Origin of the sequence: Azospirillum lipoferum 4B, assembly GCF_000283655.1 — a bacterium.
GTDB classification, from domain to species: domain Bacteria; phylum Pseudomonadota; class Alphaproteobacteria; order Azospirillales; family Azospirillaceae; genus Azospirillum; species Azospirillum lipoferum_C.
Map to the genome: position 1 here is coordinate 1006201 of NC_016622.1, position 26288 is coordinate 1032488.

The 26288-nt window shown below is 66.4% G+C and carries 23 protein-coding genes; 18 read left to right on the top strand and 5 right to left on the bottom strand.

Going from position 1 to position 26288, the window contains the following annotated elements:
* Nucleotides 1–2: 2 nt before the first annotated feature.
* Together AZOLI_RS04590 and rnd are read right to left on the bottom strand one after the other, a co-directional pair.
* Entirely contained in the window at nucleotides 3–1289 is a 1287-nt protein-coding gene (locus AZOLI_RS04590; RefSeq protein ID WP_014247417.1) for a hypothetical protein, read from the bottom strand.
* Nucleotides 1290–1559: 270 nt separating this feature from the next.
* Nucleotides 1560–2750: a ribonuclease D gene (gene rnd, locus AZOLI_RS04595; RefSeq protein WP_014247418.1), complete on the bottom strand. Its 1191-nt coding sequence runs from the start codon at nucleotides 2748–2750 to the stop codon at nucleotides 1560–1562.
* A gap of 365 nt (nucleotides 2751–3115) precedes the next feature.
* Here rnd and aspS point away from each other — a divergent pair, with 365 nt between their 5' ends.
* From aspS to gloA, 16 genes are all read left to right on the top strand, one after another.
* Entirely contained in the window at nucleotides 3116–4942 is a 1827-nt protein-coding gene (gene aspS / locus AZOLI_RS04600) for an aspartate--tRNA ligase (RefSeq protein ID WP_014247419.1), read from the top strand.
* A 241-nt stretch (nucleotides 4943–5183) separates the two neighbouring features.
* Nucleotides 5184–5966: a 30S ribosomal protein S2 gene (rpsB, locus tag AZOLI_RS04605; RefSeq protein WP_014247420.1), complete on the top strand. Its 783-nt coding sequence runs from the start codon at nucleotides 5184–5186 to the stop codon at nucleotides 5964–5966.
* 133 nt (nucleotides 5967–6099) lie between these two features.
* Nucleotides 6100–7032 (top strand): translation elongation factor Ts, encoded by a 933-nt coding sequence (gene tsf, locus AZOLI_RS04610; protein ID WP_014247421.1) that lies wholly within the window; start codon nucleotides 6100–6102, stop codon nucleotides 7030–7032.
* Nucleotides 7033–7098: 66 nt separating this feature from the next.
* On the top strand, nucleotides 7099–7854 hold the full coding sequence (gene pyrH, locus AZOLI_RS04615) for a UMP kinase (RefSeq protein ID WP_014247422.1): 756 nt from the start codon (nucleotides 7099–7101) through the stop codon (nucleotides 7852–7854).
* Between the two features lie 4 nt (nucleotides 7855–7858).
* Nucleotides 7859–8416: a ribosome recycling factor gene (frr, locus tag AZOLI_RS04620; protein ID WP_081505908.1), complete on the top strand. Its 558-nt coding sequence runs from the start codon at nucleotides 7859–7861 to the stop codon at nucleotides 8414–8416.
* Nucleotides 8417–8422: 6 nt separating this feature from the next.
* Complete coding sequence (locus tag AZOLI_RS04625; RefSeq protein WP_014247424.1) at nucleotides 8423–9163, top strand: isoprenyl transferase; 741 nt, start codon at nucleotides 8423–8425, stop codon at nucleotides 9161–9163.
* Nucleotides 9164–9173: 10 nt separating this feature from the next.
* Nucleotides 9174–10001 (top strand): phosphatidate cytidylyltransferase, encoded by an 828-nt coding sequence (locus AZOLI_RS04630; protein WP_244442523.1) that lies wholly within the window; start codon nucleotides 9174–9176, stop codon nucleotides 9999–10001.
* A complete protein-coding gene (locus tag AZOLI_RS04635; RefSeq protein WP_014247426.1) occupies nucleotides 9992–11200 on the top strand; it encodes a 1-deoxy-D-xylulose-5-phosphate reductoisomerase in 1209 nt (402 codons plus the stop codon). Before AZOLI_RS04630 ends, AZOLI_RS04635 begins: the two co-directional genes overlap by 10 nt.
* Before the next feature lie 36 nt (nucleotides 11201–11236).
* Nucleotides 11237–12370: an RIP metalloprotease RseP gene (rseP, locus tag AZOLI_RS04640; protein WP_014247427.1), complete on the top strand. Its 1134-nt coding sequence runs from the start codon at nucleotides 11237–11239 to the stop codon at nucleotides 12368–12370.
* Nucleotides 12371–12448: 78 nt separating this feature from the next.
* Nucleotides 12449–14737 (top strand): outer membrane protein assembly factor BamA, encoded by a 2289-nt coding sequence (bamA, locus tag AZOLI_RS04645; protein WP_429725896.1) that lies wholly within the window; start codon nucleotides 12449–12451, stop codon nucleotides 14735–14737.
* 1 nt (nucleotide 14738) lies between these two features.
* Entirely contained in the window at nucleotides 14739–15383 is a 645-nt protein-coding gene (locus tag AZOLI_RS04650) for an OmpH family outer membrane protein (RefSeq protein ID WP_014247429.1), read from the top strand.
* Between the two features lie 215 nt (nucleotides 15384–15598).
* The gene (gene fabZ, locus AZOLI_RS04655; RefSeq protein WP_014247430.1) at nucleotides 15599–16081 is read left to right on the top strand and encodes a 3-hydroxyacyl-ACP dehydratase FabZ; all 483 of its coding nucleotides are present in this window, start codon (nucleotides 15599–15601) and stop codon (nucleotides 16079–16081) included.
* Nucleotides 16078–16872, top strand: coding sequence for an acyl-ACP--UDP-N-acetylglucosamine O-acyltransferase (gene lpxA, locus AZOLI_RS04660; RefSeq protein ID WP_014247431.1), 795 nt, complete (start codon nucleotides 16078–16080; stop codon nucleotides 16870–16872). The genes fabZ and lpxA overlap by 4 nt, the downstream gene beginning before the upstream one ends.
* Nucleotides 16873–16884: 12 nt before the next feature.
* Nucleotides 16885–17727 carry an LpxI family protein gene (locus tag AZOLI_RS04665; protein ID WP_014247432.1) on the top strand — a complete coding sequence of 281 codons (843 nt, stop codon included), beginning with the start codon at nucleotides 16885–16887 and terminating at the stop codon, nucleotides 17725–17727.
* Nucleotides 17724–18947, top strand: a complete 1224-nt coding sequence (gene lpxB, locus AZOLI_RS04670) for a lipid-A-disaccharide synthase (RefSeq protein WP_014247433.1) — start codon at nucleotides 17724–17726, stop codon at nucleotides 18945–18947. The genes AZOLI_RS04665 and lpxB overlap by 4 nt, the downstream gene beginning before the upstream one ends.
* A 52-nt stretch (nucleotides 18948–18999) precedes the next feature.
* Complete coding sequence (gene gloA / locus AZOLI_RS04675; protein WP_014247434.1) at nucleotides 19000–19395, top strand: lactoylglutathione lyase; 396 nt, start codon at nucleotides 19000–19002, stop codon at nucleotides 19393–19395.
* Nucleotides 19396–19407: 12 nt separating this feature from the next.
* Here gloA and ftrA read toward each other — a convergent pair whose 3' ends face one another.
* Nucleotides 19408–20436 (bottom strand): transcriptional regulator FtrA, encoded by a 1029-nt coding sequence (ftrA, locus tag AZOLI_RS04680; protein ID WP_014247435.1) that lies wholly within the window; start codon nucleotides 20434–20436, stop codon nucleotides 19408–19410.
* A gap of 87 nt (nucleotides 20437–20523) precedes the next feature.
* On the opposite strand from ftrA, the gene AZOLI_RS04685 reads away from it, so the two are divergent.
* On the top strand, nucleotides 20524–20922 hold the full coding sequence (locus tag AZOLI_RS04685) for a rhodanese-like domain-containing protein (protein ID WP_014247436.1): 399 nt from the start codon (nucleotides 20524–20526) through the stop codon (nucleotides 20920–20922).
* A 206-nt stretch (nucleotides 20923–21128) separates the two neighbouring features.
* Here AZOLI_RS04685 and gltA read toward each other — a convergent pair whose 3' ends face one another.
* Together gltA and gltX are read right to left on the bottom strand one after the other, a co-directional pair.
* A complete protein-coding gene (gene gltA / locus AZOLI_RS04690; RefSeq protein ID WP_014247437.1) occupies nucleotides 21129–22442 on the bottom strand; it encodes a citrate synthase in 1314 nt (437 codons plus the stop codon).
* A 101-nt stretch (nucleotides 22443–22543) separates the two neighbouring features.
* The gene (gene gltX, locus AZOLI_RS04695) at nucleotides 22544–23950 is read right to left on the bottom strand and encodes a glutamate--tRNA ligase (RefSeq protein WP_014247438.1); all 1407 of its coding nucleotides are present in this window, start codon (nucleotides 23948–23950) and stop codon (nucleotides 22544–22546) included.
* A gap of 156 nt (nucleotides 23951–24106) precedes the next feature.
* On the opposite strand from gltX, the gene AZOLI_RS04700 reads away from it, so the two are divergent.
* Complete coding sequence (locus AZOLI_RS04700) at nucleotides 24107–26260, top strand: ComEC/Rec2 family competence protein (protein ID WP_014247439.1); 2154 nt, start codon at nucleotides 24107–24109, stop codon at nucleotides 26258–26260.
* The last annotated feature ends 28 nt before the right edge of the window (nucleotides 26261–26288 follow it).

Below are 26288 nucleotides of genomic sequence, written 5' to 3' on the forward strand. Positions count from 1 at the left end.
CCTCAATCCACCTTGGCGTGGGCGATGGCCTCGCGGACGCTGACGCCCTTGCGCATGATGTTGTCGACCGCCCGGCCCTGGACCAGATTGATGCCCATCTTGTGGGCATAGACCAAGCTCGACACGCTGTCGCAGCGGGCCAGGATGAACTTGCAACGGTCCTGTTCGGCGATGCGATCGCGGAAGAACTTCTCGAACGACGGATCCATCTCCAGCATGTCGTTCGACCAGAAGATCTTGGCGTAGTCGGCGTTCAGGTATTCGAGATCGAAATTCGTCACCCAGAACGGGTTCAGCCCGTCCACCGCGATCTGGTATCTGCGGTCCTGGGCGAACTCCACCACCTCGTTGAACAGCGGCAGGTTTTCGATCAGGTCGCCCTTCGACACCTCAAGCACCACCTGCCCGCGGAAATCGATGGGCAGGCGTTCGTCGAACTTCACGAAGCCGGTGGAGATGACGGTGGACAGGTTGATGTTGATGCCGATGCGCCGCCCGCGCATGAAGCTGAGGCCATGGTTCAGCGCCCGCAGAACCGACTGGTCGAGGTTGGCGGTGAAATAGTTGAACAGCCACTTGTTGGCGGTGATGTCATAATCGGGGCAGAGCCGTTCCTGCAGAAGCTTGATGGAGATGTAGAGCTCGTAATACTCCATCTCCGCTTCGCCGCCGCCGATGTTGGCAATGCCCTGGTTGAACAGGAAGGGCGACAAATCGAACATCTGCATCGAGCGTTCGAGCTTGCCCAGTTCCTCCAGCGTGATCGGCGGCTTGGTTTCGGTGACGTGGCTGCCGGTCTCGTTCGCCTGAAGCTCCTCGATGAAGCGGATGACGTTGATGAAGTTCAACGCCAGTTCCATGATCGAGTAGAGCGAATATTCCTTGTACGGGTTGGGGCCGGTCAACGTCGTCTTGGACAGGAAGACCTGTTCGACCGTCTGGCAGACGTCGGTGACGCCGGTCAGCTTCAGGCCCTTGTAGAGGATGATGACGTCGCCGTTGGAAATGTTGAAGGATTGCAGATAGGAGGCCTTGGTCGCCAGTTCCTGGATGATGGAGCGCACCATCATCTGGCTGGTCGGGTCGCGGTCCTTCAGCAGCGACAGGTGCATGTGGATCAACCGCATGCCCTGCAGCTCGTTCTTCGCCGACCGCAGCAGGTTCAGGAGCTTGTCGTTGTCGAATTCCGGCTTCTGGTCCTTGGCGGCGGCGACGGCGGCCTGCTTTTCCGTGGTGGAAAGCCGGACACGGTCCCGTCCCAGGGGGGGTCTGCCGCCAAACCTGCTCATACGATGCTCACTCCCACAACAAGCGCCACGCCTGCCAACCATCCGTATCGCCGGCTGCTCATTGTTCGGCAGCCTTCATGTCCGGTCCGGCGCCCTGTACCGGCCTGAACCGTGACTCCGCAAGCGCCGGTAACCCGGAATTCCTGCGGAGCCGAACCGATTCTAACGGTAACTATCTTTAAAAAGACCTTAAGGCAAAGGTCCGGACGCGGGCGGGTCCGGACCCGGGCAAAGGCCCCTCAGTCATCGAAGCGACGCCACTCGAAAAGGTCAAGTTTCCGAATCGACCGGCGCGGCCGACGGGCGCGGTTCTCCGGCAGGAACGATGCGGACGCGACGGTCGATGACCGCAAGTCCGATCTTTCCGTGTTTCAAGGCGAGCGCATCGCTGCCGAACAGCTCGCGCCGCCACCCGTGCATCGCCGGAATGTCTGCCGCGTCATCGGCGGCCAAAGCCTCCAAATCGGCAGACGAGGCCACAAGCTTCGCCGCGACATTGTTCTCGTCGCATTTCATCTTCAGCAGCACGCGCAGAAGCTCAACGATGGGTTGCAGGCCGGGCGGGGGTTCCTCGCGCGGCTCGACCCGCGGCAGGGCGCTGTCCGGCAGGTCCAGCCCAGCCTGCACCGCGGCAAGCACGTCGGTTCCCTGCCGCCCCTCCGCGAATCCGCGGCCCAGCCCGCGAGTGCGGGCGAGGTCGTCGACGGTGGTGGGGGCGTGGGCGGCGATCTCCAGAAGCGCTTCGTCGCGCAGCACGCGGGAGCGCGGCTGGTCGCGGCGCTGGGCTTCGCGCTCGCGCCACGCCGCCAGCTCCTTGAGGATCGCCATGAAGCGCGGCTTGTTGGTCCGCACCTTCAGCCGCATGTACGAGCTTTCCGGGTCAACCTGATAGGTCGCCGGATCGGTGAGGATCGCCATCTCCTCCTCCAGCCAGTGCGAGCGGCCGGAGCGGGCGAGGCGGCGCTTCAGCTTCTCATAGGCCGGGCGCAGGTGGATCACGTCGGACAGGGCGTAGGTCAGCTGCCGTTCGGTCAGCGGGCGGTGGGACCAGTCGGTGAAGCGGCTGGACTTGTCGATGCGGGCGCCGGCCAGCTTGGTCACCAGCGTCTCGTAGCCGACGCTTTCGCCGAAGCCGCAGACCATCGCCGCGACCTGGGTGTCGAACAGCGGATGCGGGATCTGGCCGGACAGGTGCCAGAAGATCTCCACGTCCTGGCGGGCGGCATGGAACACCTTCAGCACCGACGGGTCGCTCATCAGCGCGAACAGCGGTGCAAGGTCGATGCCCTCGGCCAGCGGGTCGATGGCGACCGCGCCGTCGGGTCCGCCGACCTGCACGAGGCACAATTGCGGCCAATAGGTCTTTTCCCGCAGGAACTCGGTGTCGACCGTGATGTACTCGGCCCCGGCCAGCGACTGACAGAAGGCCTGGAGGGCGTCGGTTGTCGTGATGAGCGTCATGGTTGCTTCATACACGACGGAACGGGTGCTTGAAAGTCCGCCGAAGCGCCGGGACGCCACGCGCTGAAAAAGGGACGCGCGGGCGGCAGGGCAGGAGACGTTGCGGGCGGATTTTCCTCTTGCGCTTATTGCCGCGCGGCGGCGGTGCTAAACTGTGGCCGATTGGACGGTGCGGCGGCCGGGAAGGGGATGTTGAACAGGTGAACAGGGCATCGGAAAGCGTTTCACGGCGTTTCAAACGTTCCATTCCAACCGCCGCGGACGCACGCTCCACCCTATCGCGGCTTGACTTTCGCGCGCGTCCGGTGTGGTGTGTCGGACCGCTTTTTCCGCCGGAATCCGCCCTTTTCAAGGTGTTTCGACCCATGCACCCCTACCGCACGCACACCTGCGGCCAGCTTCGTGAAGAGAATGCCGGTGAGACCGTCCGCCTGTCGGGCTGGATGAACCGGAAGCGCGACCATGGACAGCTGCTGTTCATCGACCTGCGCGACCATTACGGCCTGACGCAGTGCGTGGTCGATACCTCCAACCCGGCCTTCGAGGTCGCGAACCGGCTGAAGCTGGAATCGGTCATCACCGTCACCGGCAAGGTGGTGAAGCGCACGGCCGAGACCATCAACGACAAGCTGCCCACCGGCCGCATCGAGCTGCAGATCGCCGAACTGACCGTGGAAGGCGAGGCGGAGCAGATCCCGCTGCAGGTCAACCAGGACACCGATGCCGGCGAGGACGTGCGCCTGCGCTACCGCTTTCTCGACCTGCGCCGCGAGCGCATCCACGAGAACATCATGCTGCGGTCGCGCGTGATCGCCTCGGCGCGCCGCCGCATGATCGACCAGGGCTTCACCGAATTCCAGACGCCGATCCTCACCGCCTCCTCGCCGGAGGGTGCGCGCGACTATCTGGTGCCCAGCCGCAACCATCCCGGCAAGTTCTACGCATTGCCGCAGGCGCCGCAGCAGTTCAAGCAGCTGCTGATGGTCGCGGGCTTCGACCGCTACTTCCAGATCGCCCCCTGCTTCCGCGACGAGGACGCCCGCGCCGACCGCAGCCCGGGCGAGTTCTACCAGCTCGATTTCGAGATGTCCTTCGTTACCCAGGAAGACGTCTTCGCCGCCATCGAGCCGGTTCTGCACGGCATCTTCGACGAGTTCGGCGGCTTCCGCCGCGACTCGAAGCCGGCCATCGACGGCCTGCCGTTCCGCCGCATCTCCTTCGCCGAGTCGATGCTGAAATACGGCAACGACAAGCCGGACCTGCGCAACCCGCTGGTCATCACCGACGTGACCGAGGTGTTCAAGCGCGACGACGTGGAATTCCGCGCCTTCAAGCAGACGCTCGAGAAGGGCGGCGTCGTCCGCGCCATCCGCGCGCCGAAGGTCTCCGACCGTCCGCGCAGCTTCTTCGACAAGCTGAACGACTGGGCGCGCGGTCTGGGCGCTCCCGGCCTCGGCTACATCGTCATGGAAGCCGGCGGCGGCAAGGGTCCCATCGCCAAGTTCGTGCCGGAGGCGGCGCAAGCCCAGCTGCGCGAGCTGGCCGGCCTGGAAGACGGCGACGCGATCTTCTTCGTCTGCGACCAGCCCGGCCCGGCGGCCAAGCTGGCCGGCTTCGCCCGCACCCGCATCGGCGAGGAACTGGACCTGATCGAGAAGAACGCCTTCCGCTTCTGCTGGATCGTCGACTTCCCGATGTACGAGCTGGATGAGGAGACCAACAAGGTCATCTTCAGCCACAACCCGTTCTCCATGCCCCAGGGCGGCCTGAAGGCGCTGGAGACGATGAACCCGCTCGACATCAAGGCCTACCAGTACGACATCGTCTGCAATGGCGTGGAGCTGTCGTCCGGCGCCATCCGCAACCATCTGCCGGAAGTGATGTACAAGGCCTTCGAAATCGCCGGCTATCCGCCGGAGGAACTGGAGGCCCGATTCGGCGGCATGCTGAGCGCGTTCAAGCTGGGCGCCCCGCCGCACGGCGGCTCGGCCCCGGGCATCGACCGCATCGTCATGCTGCTGGCCGACGAGCCGAACATCCGCGAGGTCATCGCCTTCCCGCTGAACCAGCGGGCCGAAGACCTCCTGATGCAGGCCCCGGCGCCGGTCGACACCGCCCGCCTGAAGGAACTGCACCTGAAGCTCGACCTGCCCAAGCCGAAGGTCGCCGCGCCGTCCGCACCGCAGGCGTAAAGGAACTTTCGCCCCTCTTTGGCGGTTTGGTGAAAAGGCCATCCGGACACTGGTCCGGGTGGCCTTTTTCCTTGTCAACATACGCGCGCGGGGCTATGTAAGCGCCGTCGTCAAAACCTCACGCGGGCTGGCGGACCCTCGGCTTTACCCCGATGGCCCGATCCGGTGTCTTGGGCCATGGACTGCATGCGCTCTCGACAATGCCCGCGGCGGAGCAACCGGAAAAAGGGAATTTTTCCACATGACCATGCCCACCTTCACCATGCGCCAGCTGCTGGAAGCCGGTGTCCACTTCGGTCACCACACCCGCCGCTGGAACCCGAAGATGAACCAGTACATCTTCGGCGTGCGCAATGGCGTGCACATCATCGACCTCGAGCAGACCGTCCCGATGCTGCACCGCGCCCTGCAGGCCGTGCGTGACGTCGTCGCCGGCGGTGGCCGTGTCCTGTTCGTCGGCACCAAGCGCCAGGCCCAGGAGCGTGTCGCCGAGGCTGCCGCCAAGTGCGGCCAGTACTACGTCAACCACCGCTGGCTCGGCGGCATGCTGACCAACTGGAAGACCATCTCCCAGTCGATCAAGCGCCTGCGCGAGATGGAAGAGCGTCTTGCCGGCGACACCTCGGGCCTGACCAAGCGCGAAGTGCTGGAGCTGACCCGCGAGCGCGACAAGCTGGAGCGTGCGCTGGGCGGCATCAAGGAGATGGGCGGCCTGCCGGACGTCATCTTCATCATCGACACCAACAAGGAGTCGATTGCGGTCAAGGAAGCCAACAAGCTGGGCATCCCGGTCATCGCGGTCCTCGACAGCAACTCCGATCCGGACGGCGTGGCCTTCCCGATCCCCGGCAACGACGACGCGCTGCGCGCCATCGAGATGTACTGCGACCTGACGGTCGGCGCCGTGCTTGACGGCCTGCAGGCCGAGATGAGCGCCGCCGGCATCGACGTCGGCGCCGCTGAGGACGCCCCGGCCGAGCAGCTGCCGGAGGAAGAGACCGCCGCCGAGACCGCCCAGGCCTGACCCTGACGGTTCAAGGGCAGCCGGGCCTTATGACCTATGGCCCGGCTGCCTTTTTTATGGGTTGCCACCCGTTTTGACTTTGTGACTCAATCCGATCCGCCAGCCGGATCGCTTGGAAGGAAGAGGGCGCAACATGGCCGAGATTACCGCCTCGCTCGTCAAGGAACTGCGCGAGAAGACCGGCGCGGGCATGATGGACTGCAAGAAGGCGCTGAACGAGACGCAGGGCGACCTCGAGGGCGCCGTCGACTGGCTGCGCAAGAAGGGCCTCGCCGCTGCCGCCAAGAAGTCTGGCCGCATCGCCGCCGAGGGTCTGGTCGCCGTCGCCACCGCCGGGACCAAGGGCGCCGTCGTCGAGGTGAACGCCGAGACCGACTTCGTCGCCCGCAACGACAAGTTCCAGGCTTTCGCCGCCAAGTCCGCCGAGCTGGCCCTGGCCACCGGCGGCGACGTCGAGGCCCTGAAGGCCGCGGCCTATCCGGGCACCTCGCACACCGCCCAGGACGAGCTGACCAGCCTGATCGCCACCGTCGGCGAGAACATGAACCTGCGCCGCTCCGTCACCCTGTCGGTTTCGGCCGGTGTCGTCGTCAGCTATGTCCACTCGGCCATCGCGCCGGGCCTGGGCAAGATCGGCGTTCTGGTCGCCCTGGAGTCGACCGGCGATGCCGCCAAGCTGGCCGACCTCGGCAAGCAGATCGCCATGCACATCGCCGCCGCCCGTCCGGATGCGCTGGACATCGCCGATGTCGACAGCTCGTCGCTGGAGCGTGAGCGCAACGTGCTGGCCGAGCAGGCCCGTGCTTCGGGCAAGCCGGAAGCCATCATCGAGAAGATGGTCGAAGGCCGCGTCCGCAAGTACTACGAGGAAGTCTGCCTGCTGGAGCAGACCTACGTGATCGACGGCGAGACCAAGGTCCGCAAGGTGGTGGAGAACGCCGCCAAGGACATCGGCGCTCCGGTCAAGGTCACGGCCTTCACCCGCTTCGCTCTGGGCGAGGGCATCGAGAAGGCCCAGTCGGACTTCGCCGCCGAAGTCGCCGCCGCCGCCGGCGGTCAGGGCTGAGACCGGTAAGGTCGAACGCTTAGGTCCGCAAGCCGCATTCCGAAACAGCAAGGGAGCGTTCCCCCAATGGTTGAAGCCACCGGGACCACCGCGCCGGCCGAGGGCGTCCGCTACAAGCGCGTCCTCCTCAAGGTGTCGGGCGAGGCGCTGATGGGTCAGCGCGACTATGGTCTGGACCCGGAGATGGTGAACCGCATCGCCAGCGAGGTGAAGGCGGTCATCGCGCTCGGCGTCCAGGTCTGCCTGGTGATCGGCGGGGGGAACATCTTCCGGGGTGTGAAGGGTGCGGCGAGCGGGATGGAGCGTGCCTCGGCCGACTATATCGGCATGCTCGCCACCGTGATGAACGCGCTCTCGATGCAGAGCGCGCTCGAACGGATGGGCGTCAGCACGCGGGTGCAGTCGGCCATTCCCATGTCGACGGTCTGCGAGCCGTACATTCGGCGCCGCGCCGTCCGTCACATGGAAAAGGGCCGGGTGGTGATCTTCGCCGCCGGCACCGGCAACCCCTTCTTCACGACCGACACCGCCGCGGCGCTGCGCGCCTCGGAAATGGGCTGTGACGGTCTGCTGAAGGGGACGCAGGTCGACGGCGTCTATACCGCCGATCCGAAGAAGGATCCGACGGCCCAGCATTACGAACGCCTCACCTACATGGACGTCCTGACCAAGGAACTGCAGGTGATGGACGCTTCGGCGATCGCGCTGTCGCGCGAGAACCACATTCCCATTCTGGTCTTCTCGATCCACACGCCCGGCGCCTTCGCCGAAGTGATGCAGGGCCGTGGCAAGCACACCATCATAACGGAAGAAAGGGAGTAGGCCCGTGGCTGCGCCCGACCTATCGGATCTGAAGCGCCGCATGGAAGGCGCGCTCGAATCGTTTCGCAAGGAACTGGGCGGTCTGCGCACCGGCCGCGCCTCGTCCAACCTGCTTGAACCGGTGATGGTGGAGGCCTATGGCAGCCGCATGCACCTGCGCGAGGTGGCGACCGTCTCCGTTCCGGAGCCGCGTTTGATCTCGGTCCAGGTGTGGGATCGCGGCATGACCAAGGCGGTCGAGAAGGCCATCCGCGACAGCGGCCTGGGCCTGAACCCGCAGGCCGAGGGCCAGGTCATCCGCGTCCCGCTGCCCGACCTGACGCAGGAGCGCCGCGCCGAACTGGCGAAGGTCGCCCACAAATACGCCGAGCAGTGCCGCGTCGCCATCCGCAACATCCGTCGCGACGGCATGGACGGCCTGAAGAAGGCCGAGAAGGCCAGCGAGATCACCCAGGACGAGCACAAGGTCCAATCGGACAAGGTGCAGGTCCTGACCGACCAGCACATCAAGATGGTCGACGATTCGCTTGCGCAAAAAGAAAAGGAAATCATGCAGGTCTGATCCGGAATGCGCGAAGCGGACGACAACCGGTCCAACACGGCCCCCGGGCACGTCGCCATCATCATGGATGGCAACGGGCGCTGGGCCAAGGCGCGCGGCCTGCCGCGCACCGCCGGTCACAAGAAGGGCGTGGACGCCGTCCGCCGCACCGTGGAAGCGGCGCGCGAACTTGGCATCGGCACTCTGACGATCTTCAGCTTCTCTTCGGAGAACTGGCGCCGGCCGGAAGAGGAGATCAGCGACCTGATGGGTCTGCTGCGCTTCTATCTGCGCAGCGAGGTCGCCGAACTGCACCGGGCGGGCATCCGCCTGCGGGTGATCGGCGACCGCAACCGGCTGTCCGAAGACATCAACCGACTGATCGACAACGCCGAGGGACTGACCCGCGACAATCGGGTTATGACGCTGGTCGTCGCCCTCAGCTACGGCTCGCGGCTGGAAATCGTCCATGCGGCGCGCCGGTTGGCGGAAGAGGTGGCGGCGGGGCGCCTGTCGCCCGGCGCCATCGACGAGGACGCGCTGTCGGCCCGGCTCTACACCGCCGACATTCCCGACCCCGACCTGATCATCCGCACCAGCGGCGAGAAGCGGATCAGCAATTTCCTGCTGTGGCAGGCGGCCTATGCCGAGCTGGTCTTCGTGGACACCCTCTGGCCCGATTTCACCAAGCGCGATCTGGAGGCGGCGATTGAAGAGTTCCACCGACGGGAACGCCGCTTCGGCGCCACCACCGCCGGGTCACGCTGACGCCCAGGCTGTGGCTTCGACCACTCCGCCGGTGAAGCCGTCCAGGGCGGGGGATCTGAAGGTCCGCGCCCTGTCTGCGCTCGTCATGGCGCCCGTCGTGCTGGGCGCCGTCTGGCTGGGCGGCTGGGTGTTCCATGCCCTCATCGCCTTCGGATCGGTGGTGGCCGTTTCCGAATGGACCAACATCGTCCCCAGCGCCCGCCGTCTGCCCGCCCGGCTGATGGCGGCAATCGGCATTGCCGTCGCGATGATGGCCCAGATCGCCGCAGGACCTGCCGCAGGGCTGGGCGTTGCCGCGGCCTTCTCCGTACTGACGGCCATCGTCGGCGGCGGCAGCGACCGCGGTCTGCTGGGGTTCGGCGTCTTCTACGTTGCCGCCGGCATGGCGGGGCTCATCTGGCTGCGCGATCTGCCGGACGTCGGGCTGTCGCTGTTCCTGTTCGTGCTCATCGCCATCTGGGCGACCGACATCGGCGCCTATGCCGCCGGGCGCAGCATCGGCGGGCCGAAACTGGCGCCCCGCATCAGCCCGAAGAAGACCTGGGCCGGCCTGATCGGCGGCATGCTGTCCTCCGCCCTGTTCGGCTGGCTGGTGGCGCTTGCCTTCGACGCGGCACGTCCGGACATCGCCATTGTGGTCGGCGCCGCGGTCGCGGTGGTGGGGCAGGCCGGCGACCTGTTCGAATCGGCGGTCAAGCGGCGCTACAATGTGAAGGACAGCGGCCAGCTCATTCCCGGGCATGGCGGCATCCTCGACCGCATCGACGGGCTTCTGGCCGCGGCCCCGGTGCTGGCCTTGTTCCATGCGGCCGTTGGAACGGTTCTCTCATGGTGGTGAAGGCGGAGGCGGCGCCGGGTGCGCCGCGCAGCGTGACGATCCTCGGGTCTACCGGCTCGGTCGGAACGCAGACCGTGGACCTCGTCGCCCGCGATCCGGAGCGCTTCCCGGTCGAGGCGCTGACCGCCAACCGCAACGTCGCCCTGCTGGCCAAGCAAGCCCGCGACCTGAAGGCCCGTCTTGCCGTCGTCGCCGATCCCGCCGGTTATGCGGAGTTGAAGGATTTGCTGTCCGGCACCGGGATCGAGGTTGCCGCCGGTGCCGAGGCGGTGGCCGCGGCCGCCGAACGGCCGGCCGACTGGGTGATGGCCGCCATCGTCGGCGCCGCCGGGCTTGAGCCGACGCTCGCCGCCGTGCGGCGCGGCGCCATCGTCGCCTTCGCCAACAAGGAGGTTCTGGTCTGCGCCGGCTCCCTGATGATGGAGGAGGTGAAGGCGCATGGCGCGACGTTGCTGCCGGTCGACAGCGAGCATTCGGCCATCTATCAGGTCTTCGATTTCGAGCGGACCGATAGCGTCGCCCGTCTGATCCTCACCGCGTCCGGCGGCCCGTTCCGCACCAGGGACCGCGCCTTCATGGCGGCGGCGACGCGGGAGCAGGCGGTGGCGCATCCGACCTGGGACATGGGCGCCAAGATCTCCGTCGACAGCGCCACGATGATGAACAAGGGGCTGGAGCTGATCGAAGCCCATTTCCTGTTCGGCATCCCGGAAGAGCGGATCGACGTCCTCGTCCATCCGCAGTCGGTCATCCACTCTCTGGTCGAGTATGTCGACGGCTCGGTGCTGGCGCAGCTCGGCACGCCGGACATGCGCACGCCCATCGCCTATGCGCTCGGCTGGCCCGCCCGCATCGCCACCCCGGCGGAAAGGCTGGATCTGATCAAGGCGGCCACTCTGACCTTCGAGGGCCCGGATCCCGTGCGTTTTCCGGCCCTTCGGCTTGCCCGGGCCGCCTTGCAAAGCGGTGGGGGCGCTCCTACTATACTCAGTGCCGCCAACGAGGTGGCTGTTCAGGCGTTTCTCGACCGCCGGATCGGCTTCCTCGACATCGAACGGATCGTCGAGGAGACGTTGACGGCGTTGCCCCACCGCCCGCTGCGCGATCTCGCCGCCGTGCGGGAGGCCGATGCGGAGGCCAGGCGGGTTGCCGCCGTCCGCATTCAGGCCATCGGTGCGACGGCGGTTGGCAGCCGATGATCCGCGTTCGAGGCGCTGGAAGGCGCAAGGGTTGAAATGGACGTAATCGGCGGTTTCTGGACCTCGGTGCTGGCTTTTCTGCTGGTCCTCACCGTGCTCGTCTTCGTGCACGAGCTTGGTCACTATCTGATCGCGCGGCGCAACGGCGTGCGGATCGAGACCTTCTCCATCGGCTTCGGGCCGGAGCTGTTCGGCTTCACCGACCGCGCCGGCACGCGCTGGAAATTCAGCGCGCTGCCGCTGGGCGGCTACGTCAAGATGTTCGGCGATGCCGACCCCGCCAGCACCCCCGGTGCCCACCTGACGGGCATGTCGGAGGAGGAGCGGGCGGTATCCTTCCACCACAAGCGGGTGGGGCAGCGCGCGGCCATCGTCGCCGCCGGCCCTATCGCCAACTTCCTGTTCTCCATCGTCGTGCTGGCCGTGCTGTTCATGACGGCGGGGCAGTCCTTCACCCCGCCCGACGTCGGCGGTATCCAACCGGGCAGCGCCGCCGAGCGCGCCGGCATCCAGCCGGGCGACCTGATCCTGTCGGTCGACGGCACCGGCGTGCAGCGCTTCGAGGAAATCCGGCAGATCGTTTCGATCCGGCCGGGGCAGCCTCTGGCAATCGAGTTGAAGCGCGACGGCCGGGTGATGACCGTCACGGCGACGCCGGATTCGCAGTCCGTCACCGACCGACTCGGCAACAGCCATCAGATCGGCCTGCTCGGCATCAGCCGCGGCAGCGTCGGCATGATGCGCCACGACCCGCTGACGGCGGTCTGGCAGGCGGGACGAGAAGTCGCAGGCATGATCACCGGCACCTTCACCGCGCTGGGCCAGATGGTCCAGGGATCGCGCGGGACCGAAGAGCTGGGGGGGCCGCTGCGCATCGCCCAGATGTCGGGCGAGGTGGCGCAATCCGGCTGGTATCCGTTGATCTGGTTCATGACCTTCCTGTCGGTGAACCTGGGGCTGATCAACCTTTTCCCGGTGCCGATGCTGGACGGCGGCCACCTGCTGTTCTACGCCTTCGAAAAGCTGCGCGGCCGGCCGCTCGGAGCGCGAGCGCAAGAATACGGTTTCCGAATTGGATTGGCCTTGGTATTAACGCTCATGGTCTTCGCCACGTGGAACGACTTGGTTCAGCTTCGCGTGGTCGATTTCTTCCGGGGACTGGTCTCCTGATTCCAGCCCCTTGCCAGGGAGCGTGATTTGCCGGTGTCGAGCAAAGTTCTGGTGGCGGGCCTGCTGGCCGGCTGCGCCATGACGACGGTGTCTGTCGCCCACGCCCAAACCGCCGCCTCGCCCGGACGGGCGCCTGCGGGTTCCGGGTCAATGGTCGCCCAGGTTTTCAGCGGCGGTACGGTGCGCGATATCCGGGTCGAAGGCACCCAGCGAATCGAACCGTCCACGGTCCGCTCCTATCTGACGATCCAGCCCGGCGACCCGTTCGATCCCGACCGGATCGATCAGTCGCTGAAGGCGCTGTTCAACACGGGGCTGTTCGCCGACGTGGTTCTGAAGCGCGCGGGCGATGCGCTGGTGGTGACGGTGGCCGAGAACCCCATCATCAACCGCATCGCGTTCGAGGGGAACCGGCGCATCGACAAGGAGACCCTGGAGAAGGAAATCCAGCTGCGTCCCCGCGTCGTCTACACGCGCACCCGCGTCCAGTCCGATGTACAGCGCATCCAGGAGATCTATCGCCGCCAGGGCCGCTTCGCCGCGACGGTCGAGCCGAAGATCATCCAGCTCGACCAGAACCGCGTCGATCTGGTCTATGAGATCAATGAGGGGGTGCGCACCGGCGTGCGGGGCATCACCTTCATCGGCAACGAACATTTCTCCGACGGGACTCTGCGCGAGGCCGTTCAGACCAAGGAATCCGCCTGGTGGCGTTTCCTGTCGTCCGACGACAACTATGATCCGGACCGCCTGAACTACGACCGCGACCTGCTGCGCCGATTCTACCTGAAGGAAGGCTACGCCGACTTCCGCGTGGTCTCGTCGGTGGCCGAGCTGACTCCCGACAAGTCGGACTTCTTCATCACCTTCACCATCGAGGAAGGCGAGCGCTACAAGTTCGGCAAGGTCGACATCAAGACCTCGCTGAAGCAGCTCGACCCGACGGTTCTGCAGAACAGCGTGATCACCACCGAAGGCGACTGGTACAACGCCCAGAAGGTGGAAGACACCATCACGAAGCTGACGAACGCCGTCGGCGACCTGCAATATGCTTTCGTCGATGTCCGGCCGCGGATTTCGCGCAACCGCGAAGCCCATACCGTCGACATCACCTACGAGATCAACGAGGGGCCGCGCACATTCGTCGACCGCATCGACATCACCGGCAACGTCCGCACGTTGGACAAGGTGGTTCGTCGCGAGATGCTGTTGTCCGAAGGCGACCCGTTCAACGCATCCAAGCTGAAGCGGTCCGAGCAGCGCATCAAGGATTTGGGCTTCTTCGAGCGCGTGAACATCACCACGGCCGAGAGCAGCGCGCCCGACCGCACCGTTGTGAACGTCGATGTGGCCGAGCAATCGACCGGCGAAATCTCGATCGGTGCCGGTTTCTCGACCTCCGACGGTCCGTTGGGTGACTTCTCGATCCGCGAGCGCAACCTGCTCGGCCGCGGTCAGGATCTGCGCCTGGGCGCCACGCTGTCCGGCCGTCGCCAGCTGTACGACATCTCCTTCACGGAGCCGTACTTCATGGACCGGGACCTGTCGGCCGGCGTCGACGTCTTCCGGACGCGCTACAACTATCAGGACGAGAGCTCGTTCAACGAAAAGAACACCGGCTTCGCCCTGCGCCTGGGCTATCCGCTGACCGAGCGGCTGCGCCAGCGCGTCTACTACCAGCTGCAGGACACGCTGATCGAGGAAGTGCCGACCACCGCGTCGAAGTACATCCAGGAGCAGCGCGGCGAACGCCTGACCTCGCTGATCGGTCAGGAACTGACCTACGACGTCCGCAACAGCAAGCTGACGCCCACCGAGGGCTATTTCATCCGCCTGACCAACGACATCGCCGGTCTCGGCGGGTCGGTGCGCTTCCTGCGCAATAAGCTGGCCGGCGGCTACTACCTCCCGCTCGGGGAAGACCAGTGGGTGCTGAGCACCACCGGCGAGATCGGCTACATCCACGGCCTCGGCCAGAAGGTGCAGTTGGGCGACCGCTTCTTCATCGGCGGCGATACGCTGCGCGGTTTCAACACTGCCGGCATCGGTCCTCGCGACATCTCCACCGGCGATGCGCTGGGCGGCACCCGTTATGCCCGCGCGTCGGTTGAGATGAGCTTCCCCTTCGGCCTGCCGGAAGAGTTCGGCCTGCTTGGCCACGCCTTCACCGATGTCGGTACGCTCGGCAAGGTCGACATCAGTGATCCGAACGTGAAGGATGACGAGACCATCCGCGTCTCCATCGGCACCGGCGTGTCGTGGAAGTCGCCGTTCGGGCCCATCCGGCTCGATGTCGCGCTGCCGATCCGCAAGGAAGGCTACGACAAGAAAGAGCTCATCCGCTTCAGCTTCGGAACCAGGTTCTAAGATGCAATTCACCCAGTCGAAGGCGCCGTTCCGCGTCGCTGTCCTGTCGGCCGTCACGGTCGCCGGCCTCCTGTTCGCCGCCACGTCGGCACAGGCCCAAACCCAGCCGAAGGCCGAGGCTCCCAAGGCGGCCACGGCTACGGCCACGCCCCCGGCACCGGGTGCGGAGCTGAAGGCGCCGGTCATCGCGGTGATCGACGTCCAGAAGATCATGCAGGAGTCCTCCGCGTCGAAGGGCATCACCAAGTCCTTCGAATCGCTGCGCGATTCTTATCAGAAGGAAATCTCCGCGCTGGAGGACAAGCTCCGCAAGACCGAGGATGAACTGCGCAAGCAGCAGACCGTCCTGTCGCCGGAGGCGCTTGCCACCAAGCGGCGCGATTTCGAGAAGCAGGTCGCCGACGTGCAGAAGACGGTCCAGAACCGCAAGCGCGCACTGGAGACGAGCTTGAACGAAGCGATGGCCGTCGTGCACAAGACGATGGTCGATGTGGTCGCCGAAATCTCCCGCGAGCGCGGCGCCAACCTCGTTCTGGCCCGCCAGCAATTCGTCCTGGTCGACACCCAGCTCGACGTCACCGAAACGGTGATGGAGCGGGTGAACAAGAAGCTGCCTCAGGTCGCGCTGAACGTCCCGAAGCAGTGATGCCTGTCTGACCAGGGCCGTCGCCGTCCCGACCGGGGAAGGTGACGGCCCTGTTGCGTTTCCGGGTTCGGCGGTTGCGGTCGCCGCGGAAATGGGGCAAGAAAGCTCAGCGAACAAAAAGGTGCCGGTGTTCCCCGTTGGGACGGCGGCGCCCGTTCTCCGGGAACGGAGAATGATGAACCCTATCGGTTGGTGGAAAGGCGGGCGGCCGGACAATGGACGTGACGGCGGACAACAACGCGCAAAGCAAGAAGATCGACGACATCGACATCACGCGGATCATGAAGATGATCCCGCATCGCTACCCGATCCTGATGATCGACCGGGTGATCGATGTGACGCTGGGCGAAGGCGCCACCGGCGTGAAGAACGTCACGATCAACGAGCCCTTCTTCCAGGGCCATTTCCCGTCGCGTCCGGTGATGCCCGGTGTGCTCATCATCGAGGCGATGGCGCAGACCTCCGCCGTGCTGGTGGTCGCCACGCTCGGGCCCGAGGCCGAAGGCAAGCTGGTCTATTTCATGACTGTGGACGAGGCGCGCTTCCGTCGTCCGGTCACCCCCGGAGACACGATCCACATCCACGTCACCAAGCAGCGCCAACGCGCCAACGTGTGGAAGTTCAAGGGCGAGGCCAAGGTCAACGGCGTCCTCGTCGCCGAAGCCATCTATTCCGCCATGATCCTGGACGAAAAATGACCGTCACCATCCATCCGTCCGCCATCGTCGATCCCGCGGCCAAGCTGGGCGAGGGGGTCGACATCGGCCCCTTCTGCGTCGTCGGCCCCGACGTCACGCTGGGCGACGGCGTTCGGCTGGTTTCGCATGTGGCGGTGGACGGGCGCACCAGCATCGGCGCCGACACCGTCATCTATCCCTTCGCGTCCATCGGCCATCGTCCGCAGGACCTGAAGTTCCATGGTGAGCCGTCGGAACTCGTCATCGGTGCCCGCAACCAGATTCGCGAGCATGTGACGATGAATCCCGGCACCGAAGGCGGCGGCATGATCACCCGCGTCGGCGATGACGGGCTGTTCATGATGGGCTCGCACGTCGCGCATGACTGCATCGTCGGCGACCATGTGATCATGGCGAACAATGCCACGCTGGGCGGCCATGTGACACTGGGCGACTACGTCATCATTGGCGGGCTGTCGGCGGTGCGCCAGTTCGTGCGCATCGGCTCCCACGCCATGATCGGCGGCATGTCGGGCGTCGAGAATGACGTGATCCCCTTCGGTCTGGTGATGGGTGACCGCGCCCGCCTTGCCGGCCTCAACCTCGTCGGGCTGGAGCGGCGCGGCTTCAAAAAGGACGACATCCACGCCCTGCGTGCGGCCTACCGCATGCTGTTCGGGCCGGAGGGGACTTTCGCCGAGCGGGTGGAGGAGGTCGGTCGCGACTTCGGCGAACGCGCGCTGATCTCGGACGTGCTGTCCTTCATCCGTGCCAAGGAAGCGCGCTCCCTCTGCCAGCCGCGCGAGAGCTGAGGCGTCCGGCCAATGGCCGATACCCATCAGGCTGCCGGTCCCAAGCTGGCGATCATGGCCGGTGGCGGTACGCTGCCGGCCCGCATCGCCAGCGCGGTGCGCGGGCAGGGGCGCGGGGTCTTCATTGTCGCCTTCGAGGGCCATACCGATCCGGAAACGGTCGCCGGGCTGCCGCATCTGTGGAGCCGTTTCGGCGCTGCCGGCAGCATCCTGCGTCGTCTCCATGAGGAAGGCGTCGGCGAGGTCGTGCTCGCCGGTCCGGTGAAGCGTCCGTCCTTCACGGAACTGATGCCGGACTGGCGGACCGCCCGCTTTCTCGCCCGTGTCGGCACCCGTGCGCTCGGCGATGACGGGTTGCTGCGCGCCGTCGTCCGCGAGGTGGAGGAGGATGGCTTCCGGGTCGTTGGCCTGCATGATCTGCTGAAGGATTTGCTGACCACGCCCGGTCCGGTCGGGAGCCTTGCCCCGGATGCCGAGGCGGAGCGTGACATCGCCCGCGCGGTGGAGGTCGCCCGCGCCATGGGGGCGCTCGATGTCGGGCAGGGTGCGGTGGTCCAGCAGGGCATCGTGCTTGCGGTCGAGGCCATCGAAGGCACCGACGCGATGCTCGAGCGCTGTGCCGGCCTGTTGCGGCCCGGACCCGGCGGGGTTCTGGTCAAGGTGAAGAAGCCGAAACAGGACCGCCGCATCGATTTGCCGACCATGGGCGTTACGACGGTCGAGAAGGCCGCCGCGGCCGGACTGCGCGGGATCGCGGTGGAAGCCGGCGGCAGCCTGCTGGTCGACCGCGCGGCGGTGGCGGAGACGGCCGACCGGCTCGGTCTTTTCGTCACCGGCATCGAGATTCCGCAATGAGCTTCAACCCGACCGTCGATCTGGTAGCCGTCGATGCGGTGGCCAATGACGGCCCGACCCTGTTCCTGATTGCCGGCGAGCCGTCGGGGGATGCGCTGGGCGCACGCCTGATGACGGCGGCAAAGCGGCTGACGGGCGGCAAGGTGCGCTTCGTCGGCATCGGCGGCGAGAAGATGACGGCGGCGGGGCTGGTCAGCCTCTTCCCCATGGGCGAACTGACCCTGTTCGGCATCTTCGAACTGCTGCCGCATCTGCCGAACCTGATCCGGCGCATCGACCAGACGGTCGCCGAGATCGTCCGCCTGCGCCCCGACGCGGTGGTGGGCATCGATTCGCCGGGCTTCACCTTGCGCGTGGCGAAGAAGGTGCGTGCTGCGGAGCCCGCCATTCCGCTGATCCACTATGTGGCGCCGACGGTATGGGCCTGGAAGCCGAAGCGCGCGGCCAAATATGCCGCCATCTACGACCACCTCCTTGCGATTCTGCCCTTCGAGCCTCCCTACTTCGAGAAGGAGGGGCTGGCCTGCACCTTCGTCGGTCATTCGGTCGTCGAGGGAGGCGCAGGGAAGGGCGACGGTGCGGCGTTCCGCCAGCGGCATGGCATCGGACCGGGCGAGCGGATCGTCGCCGTGCTGCCGGGAAGCCGCAAGGGAGAGGTGTCGCGCCTGCTGCCCGACTTCCGCGCGACGCTGGACCTGTTGCGACCGTCCCATCCCAATCTGGTGGCGGTGGTGCCGACCGTAGCGACGGTGCGCGACCGCGTGGCTGCCGCCATCGCCGATTGGCCGGTCCGTACTCTGCTGATCGAGGGGGATGCCGAGAAGTACGATGCCTTCGCGGCGGCGGAAGTGGCGCTAGCCGCATCGGGTACGGTCGCATTGGAACTGGCACTTGCCCGACTGCCGACGGTCATTGCCTACCGCCTGAATCCGGTCACCGTTGCGCTCTATCGCCGGCTGATCCGGGTGAAGTACGTCAATCTCGTCAACCTGATGCTCAATCGGATGCTGGTTCCGGAGTTGCTGCAGCAGGACTGCCGGCCGGATAGACTGGCCGACGAGTTGGGGCATCTGCTCGATGAGCCGGCGGCGCGCCAGGCGCAGATCGATGGCGTGGTCGAGGTGGCCCGATGGCTGGGGCAGGGGGATACTCCGCCCAGTGAACGCGCTGCCCGCACCATCCTGGACATCGTCGCCGAACACCGCTTCGGAAGAAACTGAACAACCGTCCAATCAACCGCCGAGTCAACCGCCAAGCGGGAGAAGAGAGACAATGAGCGAATTCCGTCTGTTGCACACGATGCTGCGCGTTTTGGATCTGGAGAAGTCTCTGGACTTCTACACCCGTCTGCTCGGCATGAAGCTGCTGCGCCGCAACGACTATGAAGGCGGCCGCTTCACCCTGGCCTTCGTCGGCTATGGCGACGAATCCGATACCGCCGTCCTGGAACTGACCCACAATTGGGATCAGAAGGAGCCGTACGAGATCGGCACCGCCTATGGCCACATCGCGCTCGGTGTTCCCGACATCTATGGCACCTGCGAGAAGCTGGCCGCGGAAGGCGTCAAGATCCCGCGCCCGCCGGGTCCGATGAAGCACGGCACCACTGTGATCGCCTTCATCGAGGATCCGGACGGCTACAAGGTGGAACTGATCGAGCGGAAGTGACCGTTCCGGGGGTCATCGGCTTCGGACAGGGGCGTGGTCGGCAACGGCCGCGCCCTTGTCATGTTTGGACGGAGCCGGATCGCGGCGGAAGCGTGCCCGATAGCTGGCCGGACTGATCCCCAGACGCTGGCGGAAATGGTGCCGCAAGGTGGCAGCGGAGCCGAAGCCGGCAAGGGTCGCGACATCCTCCACCGGCAGGGTTCCGCTTTCCAGCAGGTCGCGGGCACGGTTCAGCCGCTCCGTGGCCAGCCATTCGCCGGGTGTGGTGCCGGTCAGGCTCTGAAACCGGCGCAGGAAGGTGCGCAGGCTCATGCCGGCGCGCGAGGCCATGCTGGAGAGGCTGTGGTCCTCCGCCAGAGTTTCCCGCAAATGGTCGAGCAGCGGTCCCAGACGGGCGCCCTCGCGGGCGATGGGCACCGGTGCCTCGATGAACTGGGCCTGACCGCCCTCGCGGTGGGGCTGGACCACCAGACGGCGGGCGACGCTGTTCGCGGCCTCCGGTCCGAAATCGCGGCGCACCAGATGAAGGCAGAGGTCGATGCCGGCGGCGCTGCCGGCGGAGGTCAGGATGTTGCCCTCGTCCACATAGAGAACGTCCGGTACCACGCGGATGTCGGGATATAGTTCCCCGAGCGTTGCGGCATAGCGCCAGTGGGTGGTCGCGCGGCGGCCCTTCAGCAGACCGGCGGCGGCCAGCACGAAGGCACCGGAGCAGATCGAGAGGATGCGCGCTCCCCGGGCGTCGGCGCGGCGCAGCGCGTCCGTCAGTTGGACGGGCACCGGTTCGCAGGCGCCGCGCCAGCCGGGAATGACGATGATGTCGGCTTTGTCGAGCAGATCGAGCCCACCATCGGTCTCCATGCGGATTCCGCCCACCGCCCGCAATGGCCCGGATTCGAGCGCGCCGACGGCGAAACGATACCAGCCGGGGCCGAGTTCCGGTCGCGGCAGACCGAATATCTCGACGGCGACCCCGAACTCGAAGGTGCACAGGCCGTCATAGGCGAGGGCTACGGCAAGCGGTGGCGCGGCATTTGGCATGATCTGAACGATAGCTGTCAGTTCCGCCACTTTCCAGCGGAAGTGCCGGCGGGGATGATGTGGGCGACACCGGATCAGGAGAGCCCCATGGCCAGTCTCGTCACCGAAATCCCAGCCGCATCCCCGGCGGACGCCGCCGTCCATTTCGCCCGCAAGCTGTCGTTGGAAACCGACTGTTGGGATGTGCATGCGTCGCTGAAATCCGGCAGTCCCGACTTCGTCCTGCTCGACGTGCGCGGCCCGGCGGCCTTCGCCCAGGGGCATGTGCCGGGGGCGTTGAACCTGCCGCATGGCAAGATCACGGAGCGGCGGATGATGGAGTGGCCGGAGGGGACGCTGTTCGTCGTCTATTGCGCCGGTCCGCACTGCAATGGCGCAGATCGTGCGGCCTTGCGGCTGGCGCGGATCGGGCGTCCGGTCAAGCTGATGATCGGTGGCGTGACAGGCTGGATCGACGAGGGCTTCGCGCTGGACAGCGGGAGCTGAGCAACTGCCTTAGATGAAGACGATCCCGGCGATCAGGGCCAGGATCAGCACATAAACGATCAACCTGCGCACCCGCCAGCCAAGGGGTGCCCGGTTGTCGTTGGCCGGCGAGCGCAGGCGCACGCGCCGGGCCGGAACGATGTACGCAGTCGGGTCCTGGGCGGGCTCCGTTGGAGCCGCCCATTCCCATATGGGCTGTTGGCCGGTTAGCCACGCTCGGCCAGCGGCACGAACGACCGCTTGGTGTCGCCGGTGTAGAGCTGACGCGGACGGCCGATCTTCTGCACCGGATCCTCGATCATCTCCTTCCACTGGCTGATCCAGCCGACGGTGCGGGCCAGCGCGAACAGCACGGTGAACATGCTGGTCGGGAAGCCCATCGCCTTCAGGATGATGCCCGAGTAGAAGTCCACGTTCGGATAGAGCTTCTTCTCGATGAAGTACTCGTCCGACAGGGCGATCTTCTCCAGCTCCATCGCGATGTCCAGCAGCGGCTCGTCCTTGATGCCGAGCTCGTTCAGAACCTCGTGGCAGGTCTGGCGCATGACCTGGGCGCGCGGGTCGTAGTTCTTGTAGACCCGGTGGCCGAAGCCCATCAGGCGGAAGTTGTCGTTCTTGTCCTTGGCGCGGCGGACGAACTCGGGGATGCGATCCACCGAGCCGATTTCCTCCAGCATCTTCAGCACGGCTTCGTTCGCACCGCCATGGGCCGGACCCCACAGCGAGGCAATGCCGGCGGCAATGCAGGCGAACGGGTTGGCGCCCGACGAGCCGGCGAGCCGGACGGTGGAGGTCGAGGCGTTCTGCTCGTGGTCGGCATGCAGGATGAAGATCTTGTCCATCGCCTTGGACAGGATCGGGTTGACCCGGTACGGCTCGCAGGGCGTGCCGAAGGTCATGTAAAGGAAGTTTTCCGCATACGACAGGTCGTTGCGCGGATACATGAAGGGCTGGCCGGTCGAATACTTGTAGGCCATCGCCGCGATGGTGGGCATCTTGGCGATCAGGCGGTGCGCGGCGATCTTGCGCTCCTGCGGATCGTTGATGTCCAGCGAGTCGTGGTAGAAGGCCGACAGGGCGCCGACGACGCCGCACATGATCGCCATCGGGTGGGCGTCACGGCGGAAGCCGCTGTAGAACTTGGTCAGCTGCTCGTGCACCATCGAGTGGCGGCGCAGGATGTTTTCGAAATCCGTGCGCTCGGCCGCGGTCGGCAGGTGGTTGTTGAGCAGGAGGAAGCAGACTTCCGGGAAGGTGGAGTTCTCGGCCAGCTCGTCGATGGCGTAGCCGCGGTGCAGCAGGACACCCTCGTCGCCGTCGATGTAGGTGATGCCCGACTCGCAGCTGCCCGTGGAGGTGAAGCCCGGATCGTAGGTGAAATAGCCGGTCTCGGCGTAGAGCTTGCGGATGTCGATCACGCTCGGCCCGACGCTGCCGTGCAGGACCGGCATCGTGACCTGCTTGCCCGTCTTATTGTCGATGAGGGTAACGGTGTCCTTGCCGTCCTCGGTCTGGGTCATCTCGGCACGTCCTTATCGTTGAGGGTGGGGCTTAAGCGCCCTTTTTTCGTCGGCGCAGCATAGTTCCATGGCAGCCCGATGGCAACGCACGGAAATGACCATTATGCTGCACCCGCTGCATCGCGGATGCGAGAGAGCGTCGCCTCCCGGCCCAGCAGTTCGGCCACCTCGAAGATCGGCGGCGACACGGTCGATCCGGTCAGCGCGGCGCGCAGCGGCTGCGCCACCTTGCCCAGCTTCTCACCCCGTGCCTCGGCGAAGGCGCGGACCTGCGCCTCCAGCGCCGCGGCGGTGAAGTCCGGTTCCCCGGCAAAGGCTTCGGCCAGTTCCTTCAACAGGCCGCGGCCCTTTTCGTCCAGCAGCGCGGACGCTTTTTCATCATAGCTGAGCGGCTGCGCGGCGACGTAGAAGCGGGCGCTTTGCGCCAGATCGACGACGGTGCGGGCGCGCTGCTTCAGGCCGTTCATCGCCCGCGTCAGAAGGTCGCGATCCGCGTCTGTCAGGCTGCGGCCCAGATCGGCCTCCAGCCGCGGGGCGATCAGCCCGACCAGCCGGGTATCGTCGGCCAGACGCATATAGTGTGCGTTGAGGTTCTCCAGCTTGGCGAAATCGAAGCGCGAGGGCGAGCGGCCGATGCTTTCCAGATTGAACCATTCGATGGCCTGTTCGGTCGAGATGATCTCGTCGTCGCCATGCGACCAGCCGAGCCGCAGCAGGTAGTTGCGCACGGCTTCCGGCAGATAGCCCATGTCGCGGTAGGCATCGACGCCCAGCGCGCCGTGACGCTTGGACAGCTTGGCGCCGTCCGGCCCATGGATCAGCGGGATATGGCCGAAGCGCGGCAGGTCCCAGCCCATAGCGTGGAAGATCTGGATCTGGCGGAAGGTGTTGGTCAGATGGTCGTCGCCGCGGATGACGTGGGTGACGTTCATGTCGTGGTCGTCCACCACCACCGCCAGCAGATAAGTCGGCGTGCCATCGGCGCGCAGCAGGATCAGGTCGTCCAATTGGGCGTTCTGGACCGTGACCTCGCCCTGGACGAGGTCGTTCAGGACCGTCTGGCCTTCCTGCGGCGCCTTCAGGCGGATCACCGGGGCGACGCCGGGAGGCGCGTCGGATTCGGGGCGGTCGCGCCAGCGGCCGTCATAGCGCATCGGCTGCCCGGCGGCCTTCTGGGCGGCGCGCATCTCCTCCAGCTCTTCCGGGCTGCAATAGCAGCGATAGGCCTTGCCAGCGGCCAGCATCTGGTGCGCCACCTCGGCATGGCGGTCCTTGCGTTCGAACTGGCTGACCGCGTCGCCGTCCCAATCCAGGCCCAGCCACTGCAGCCCGTCCAGGATGGCGTCGACCGCCGCCTGGGTCGAGCGTTGCCGGTCGGTGTCTTCGATCCGCAGCAGGAACTTGCCGCCGGTGTTGCGGGCGTACAGCCAGTTGAACAGGGCGGTGCGGCCACCGCCGATGTGCAGAAAGCCGGTCGGCGACGGAGCGAAGCGGGTGACGACGGTCATCGGTCTCTCAATTTCCGGTTCGGCGCTGGTATGATGCGCCGGTGGTTCGACACCGTGGTTTAACACAGCCACCGGGCTGGGAGGCAATGCGATGCGCGCATGGACGGTCGTAAAGGCGGGCGCGGGCGGCATCGCCGTGTTGGGAGGCCGTCGCCTGTGACCGTCGCCGGCTGGCCGGAGGAGGAGACGGACGGTCCCGCTGCATCCGCTGGGCGGTGGCGGCGCCAGTGGATTCGCATCGGCAGGCGACTCGCGGCTTTGGCGGAGGCGGAGGGCGACCGGTGGGTCCTGTGGCTTCCCGTCGCCTTCGGGGCCGGAGTGTCGCTGTATTTCGGCCTGATGCGGGAGCCTGACCGGTGGATCGGTCCGGCGGCCTGTGGGGGCTGCGTCGTGCTGCTTCTGGTCCTGCGGCGTTGGTTCGCTCTGTTCGGCGCGGTGATGGCGCTGTCGATGGTGGCGGCGGGGTTCCTGGTGGCACAGGGGCATAGCGCAGGGGTGGCTGCGCCGGTGCTGACCCGTGTCATCACAGGGGCGACGGTCACCGGCCGGGTCATGGCGGTGGAGCGCCGGCCGGGTGCCGTCCGCGTCACTCTGCGGAACCCCACGGTCAGCCGGCTGCCGCCTGAACGGACACCGGCCGCGCTGCGCATCCGCCTGTCGGATCGCCATGCCGTGCCCGAACCCGGATCGGTGATAAGCCTGCGCGCCACGCTGCTGCCGCCCCAGGCCCCGGCCGAGCCGGGAGCCTTCGATTTCCAGCGGCGGGCCTGGTTCATGGGGCTTGGCGGCACCGGCTTCGCCACCGGTGCGGCGGAACTGGTCGAGGCGCCGCCGGTCACGGGCTGGCGCGTGGTGACGGTCGCCTTCGAGCAGGCGCGCGGCGCCATCGCCGAGCGGGTGGCCGCGACCATCGGCGACCCGGTGGAGGCCAGCGTCACCACCGCGCTGCTGAACGGGGAGCAGTTCGGCATCCCGGACGGGACACTGGAGGATTTCCGCAACAGCGGGCTGGCGCATCTTCTTTCGATCTCCGGCCTGCATGTGGGCATCGCCGCCGGCATCCTGTTCTATGTCGTCCGGGCTCTGCTGGCGCTGGTGCCCTATGTGGCGCTACGCTGGCCGATCAAGAAGATCGCGGCGCTGTTCGGCATCCTGTCGGCGCTCGCCTACACGCTTCTGGTCGGTGCGCCGCTGCCGACCGTGCGGTCGGTGCTGATGACCGGCATGGTGATGGGAGCGATCATGCTGGACCGCCACCCGCTCAGCATGCGGCTGGTCGCCTTCGCCGGGCTGGTCACCATCGCCATGGACCCGGAGGGGATGCTCGGCCCCAGTTTCCAGATGTCCTTCGCGGCGGTGGTGGCGCTGATCGCCGCCTTCGAGCGCGGCAGTCCGCGGCTGGCGGAATGGCGCAGCGGGGCGGGGTGGTTTCTGCGCGGCCTGCTCTATGTCGGCGGCATTCTGCTGACCAGCGTGGTGGCGACGCTGGCAACGCTGCCCTTCGCGCTCTTCCATTTTCAGCAGATCGCCTTCTATGGCGTGCTGTCCAACCTGATCGCCATTCCCATCACCTCCTTCTGGGTCATGCCGTGGAGCCTGATCGCCTATGCCCTGATGCCCTTCGGGCTGGAGGCGCCGGCGTTGATCGCGATGAATTGGGGCGACCGGGCGGTGATCTGGACCGCGGAGTTCTTCGGCCGCCTGCCCTGGGCGTCGCTGACCGTGCCGGCGATGCCGGTGGAGGGCTTCGCGGTGCTGGTGCTGGGCGGCATCTGGCTGTGCATCTGGACCCGGCGGTGGCGCTGGCTCGGGCTGCTGCCGGTCCTGGCCGGGCTGGCCTCACCGGCGCTGGTGACGCGACCGGACGTGCTGGTGGCGGGAGACGGGAGCGTGATGGCGGTGCGGACGCCGGACGGTCGCCTCAGCGCATCGGGAAAGACGGGCGGGCGGGTGACGGAGACCTGGCGGGAACGCGACGGTGAGCGGTCGGGCGCCGATCCCTGGCCAGCGGCCGGCGGATGGAGCGAGGGTGAGCGGTCGCTGAGTTGCGATGCGTTGGGGTGTTTGTACCGGGTGCGCGGAAGGGTGGTGGCCTTGCCGCGGCTGCCGGATGCGCTGGACGAGGATTGCGGAGCGGCCGATGCGGTGGTGACGGCGGCGGTGGCGCGGGGATGCCGGGCCGGGGTGGTGGTCGACCGCTGGGCGCTGCGGCACGAAGGGTCGCATGCGCTGAGGGTGACGGCGGAGGGAATAGAGGTGGAGACGGTGCGGGGGATCAGAGGGGATCGGCCTTGGACCGGGGGGAGGTGAGGGGCGACCGAGGTTATGCCCCCTCCCT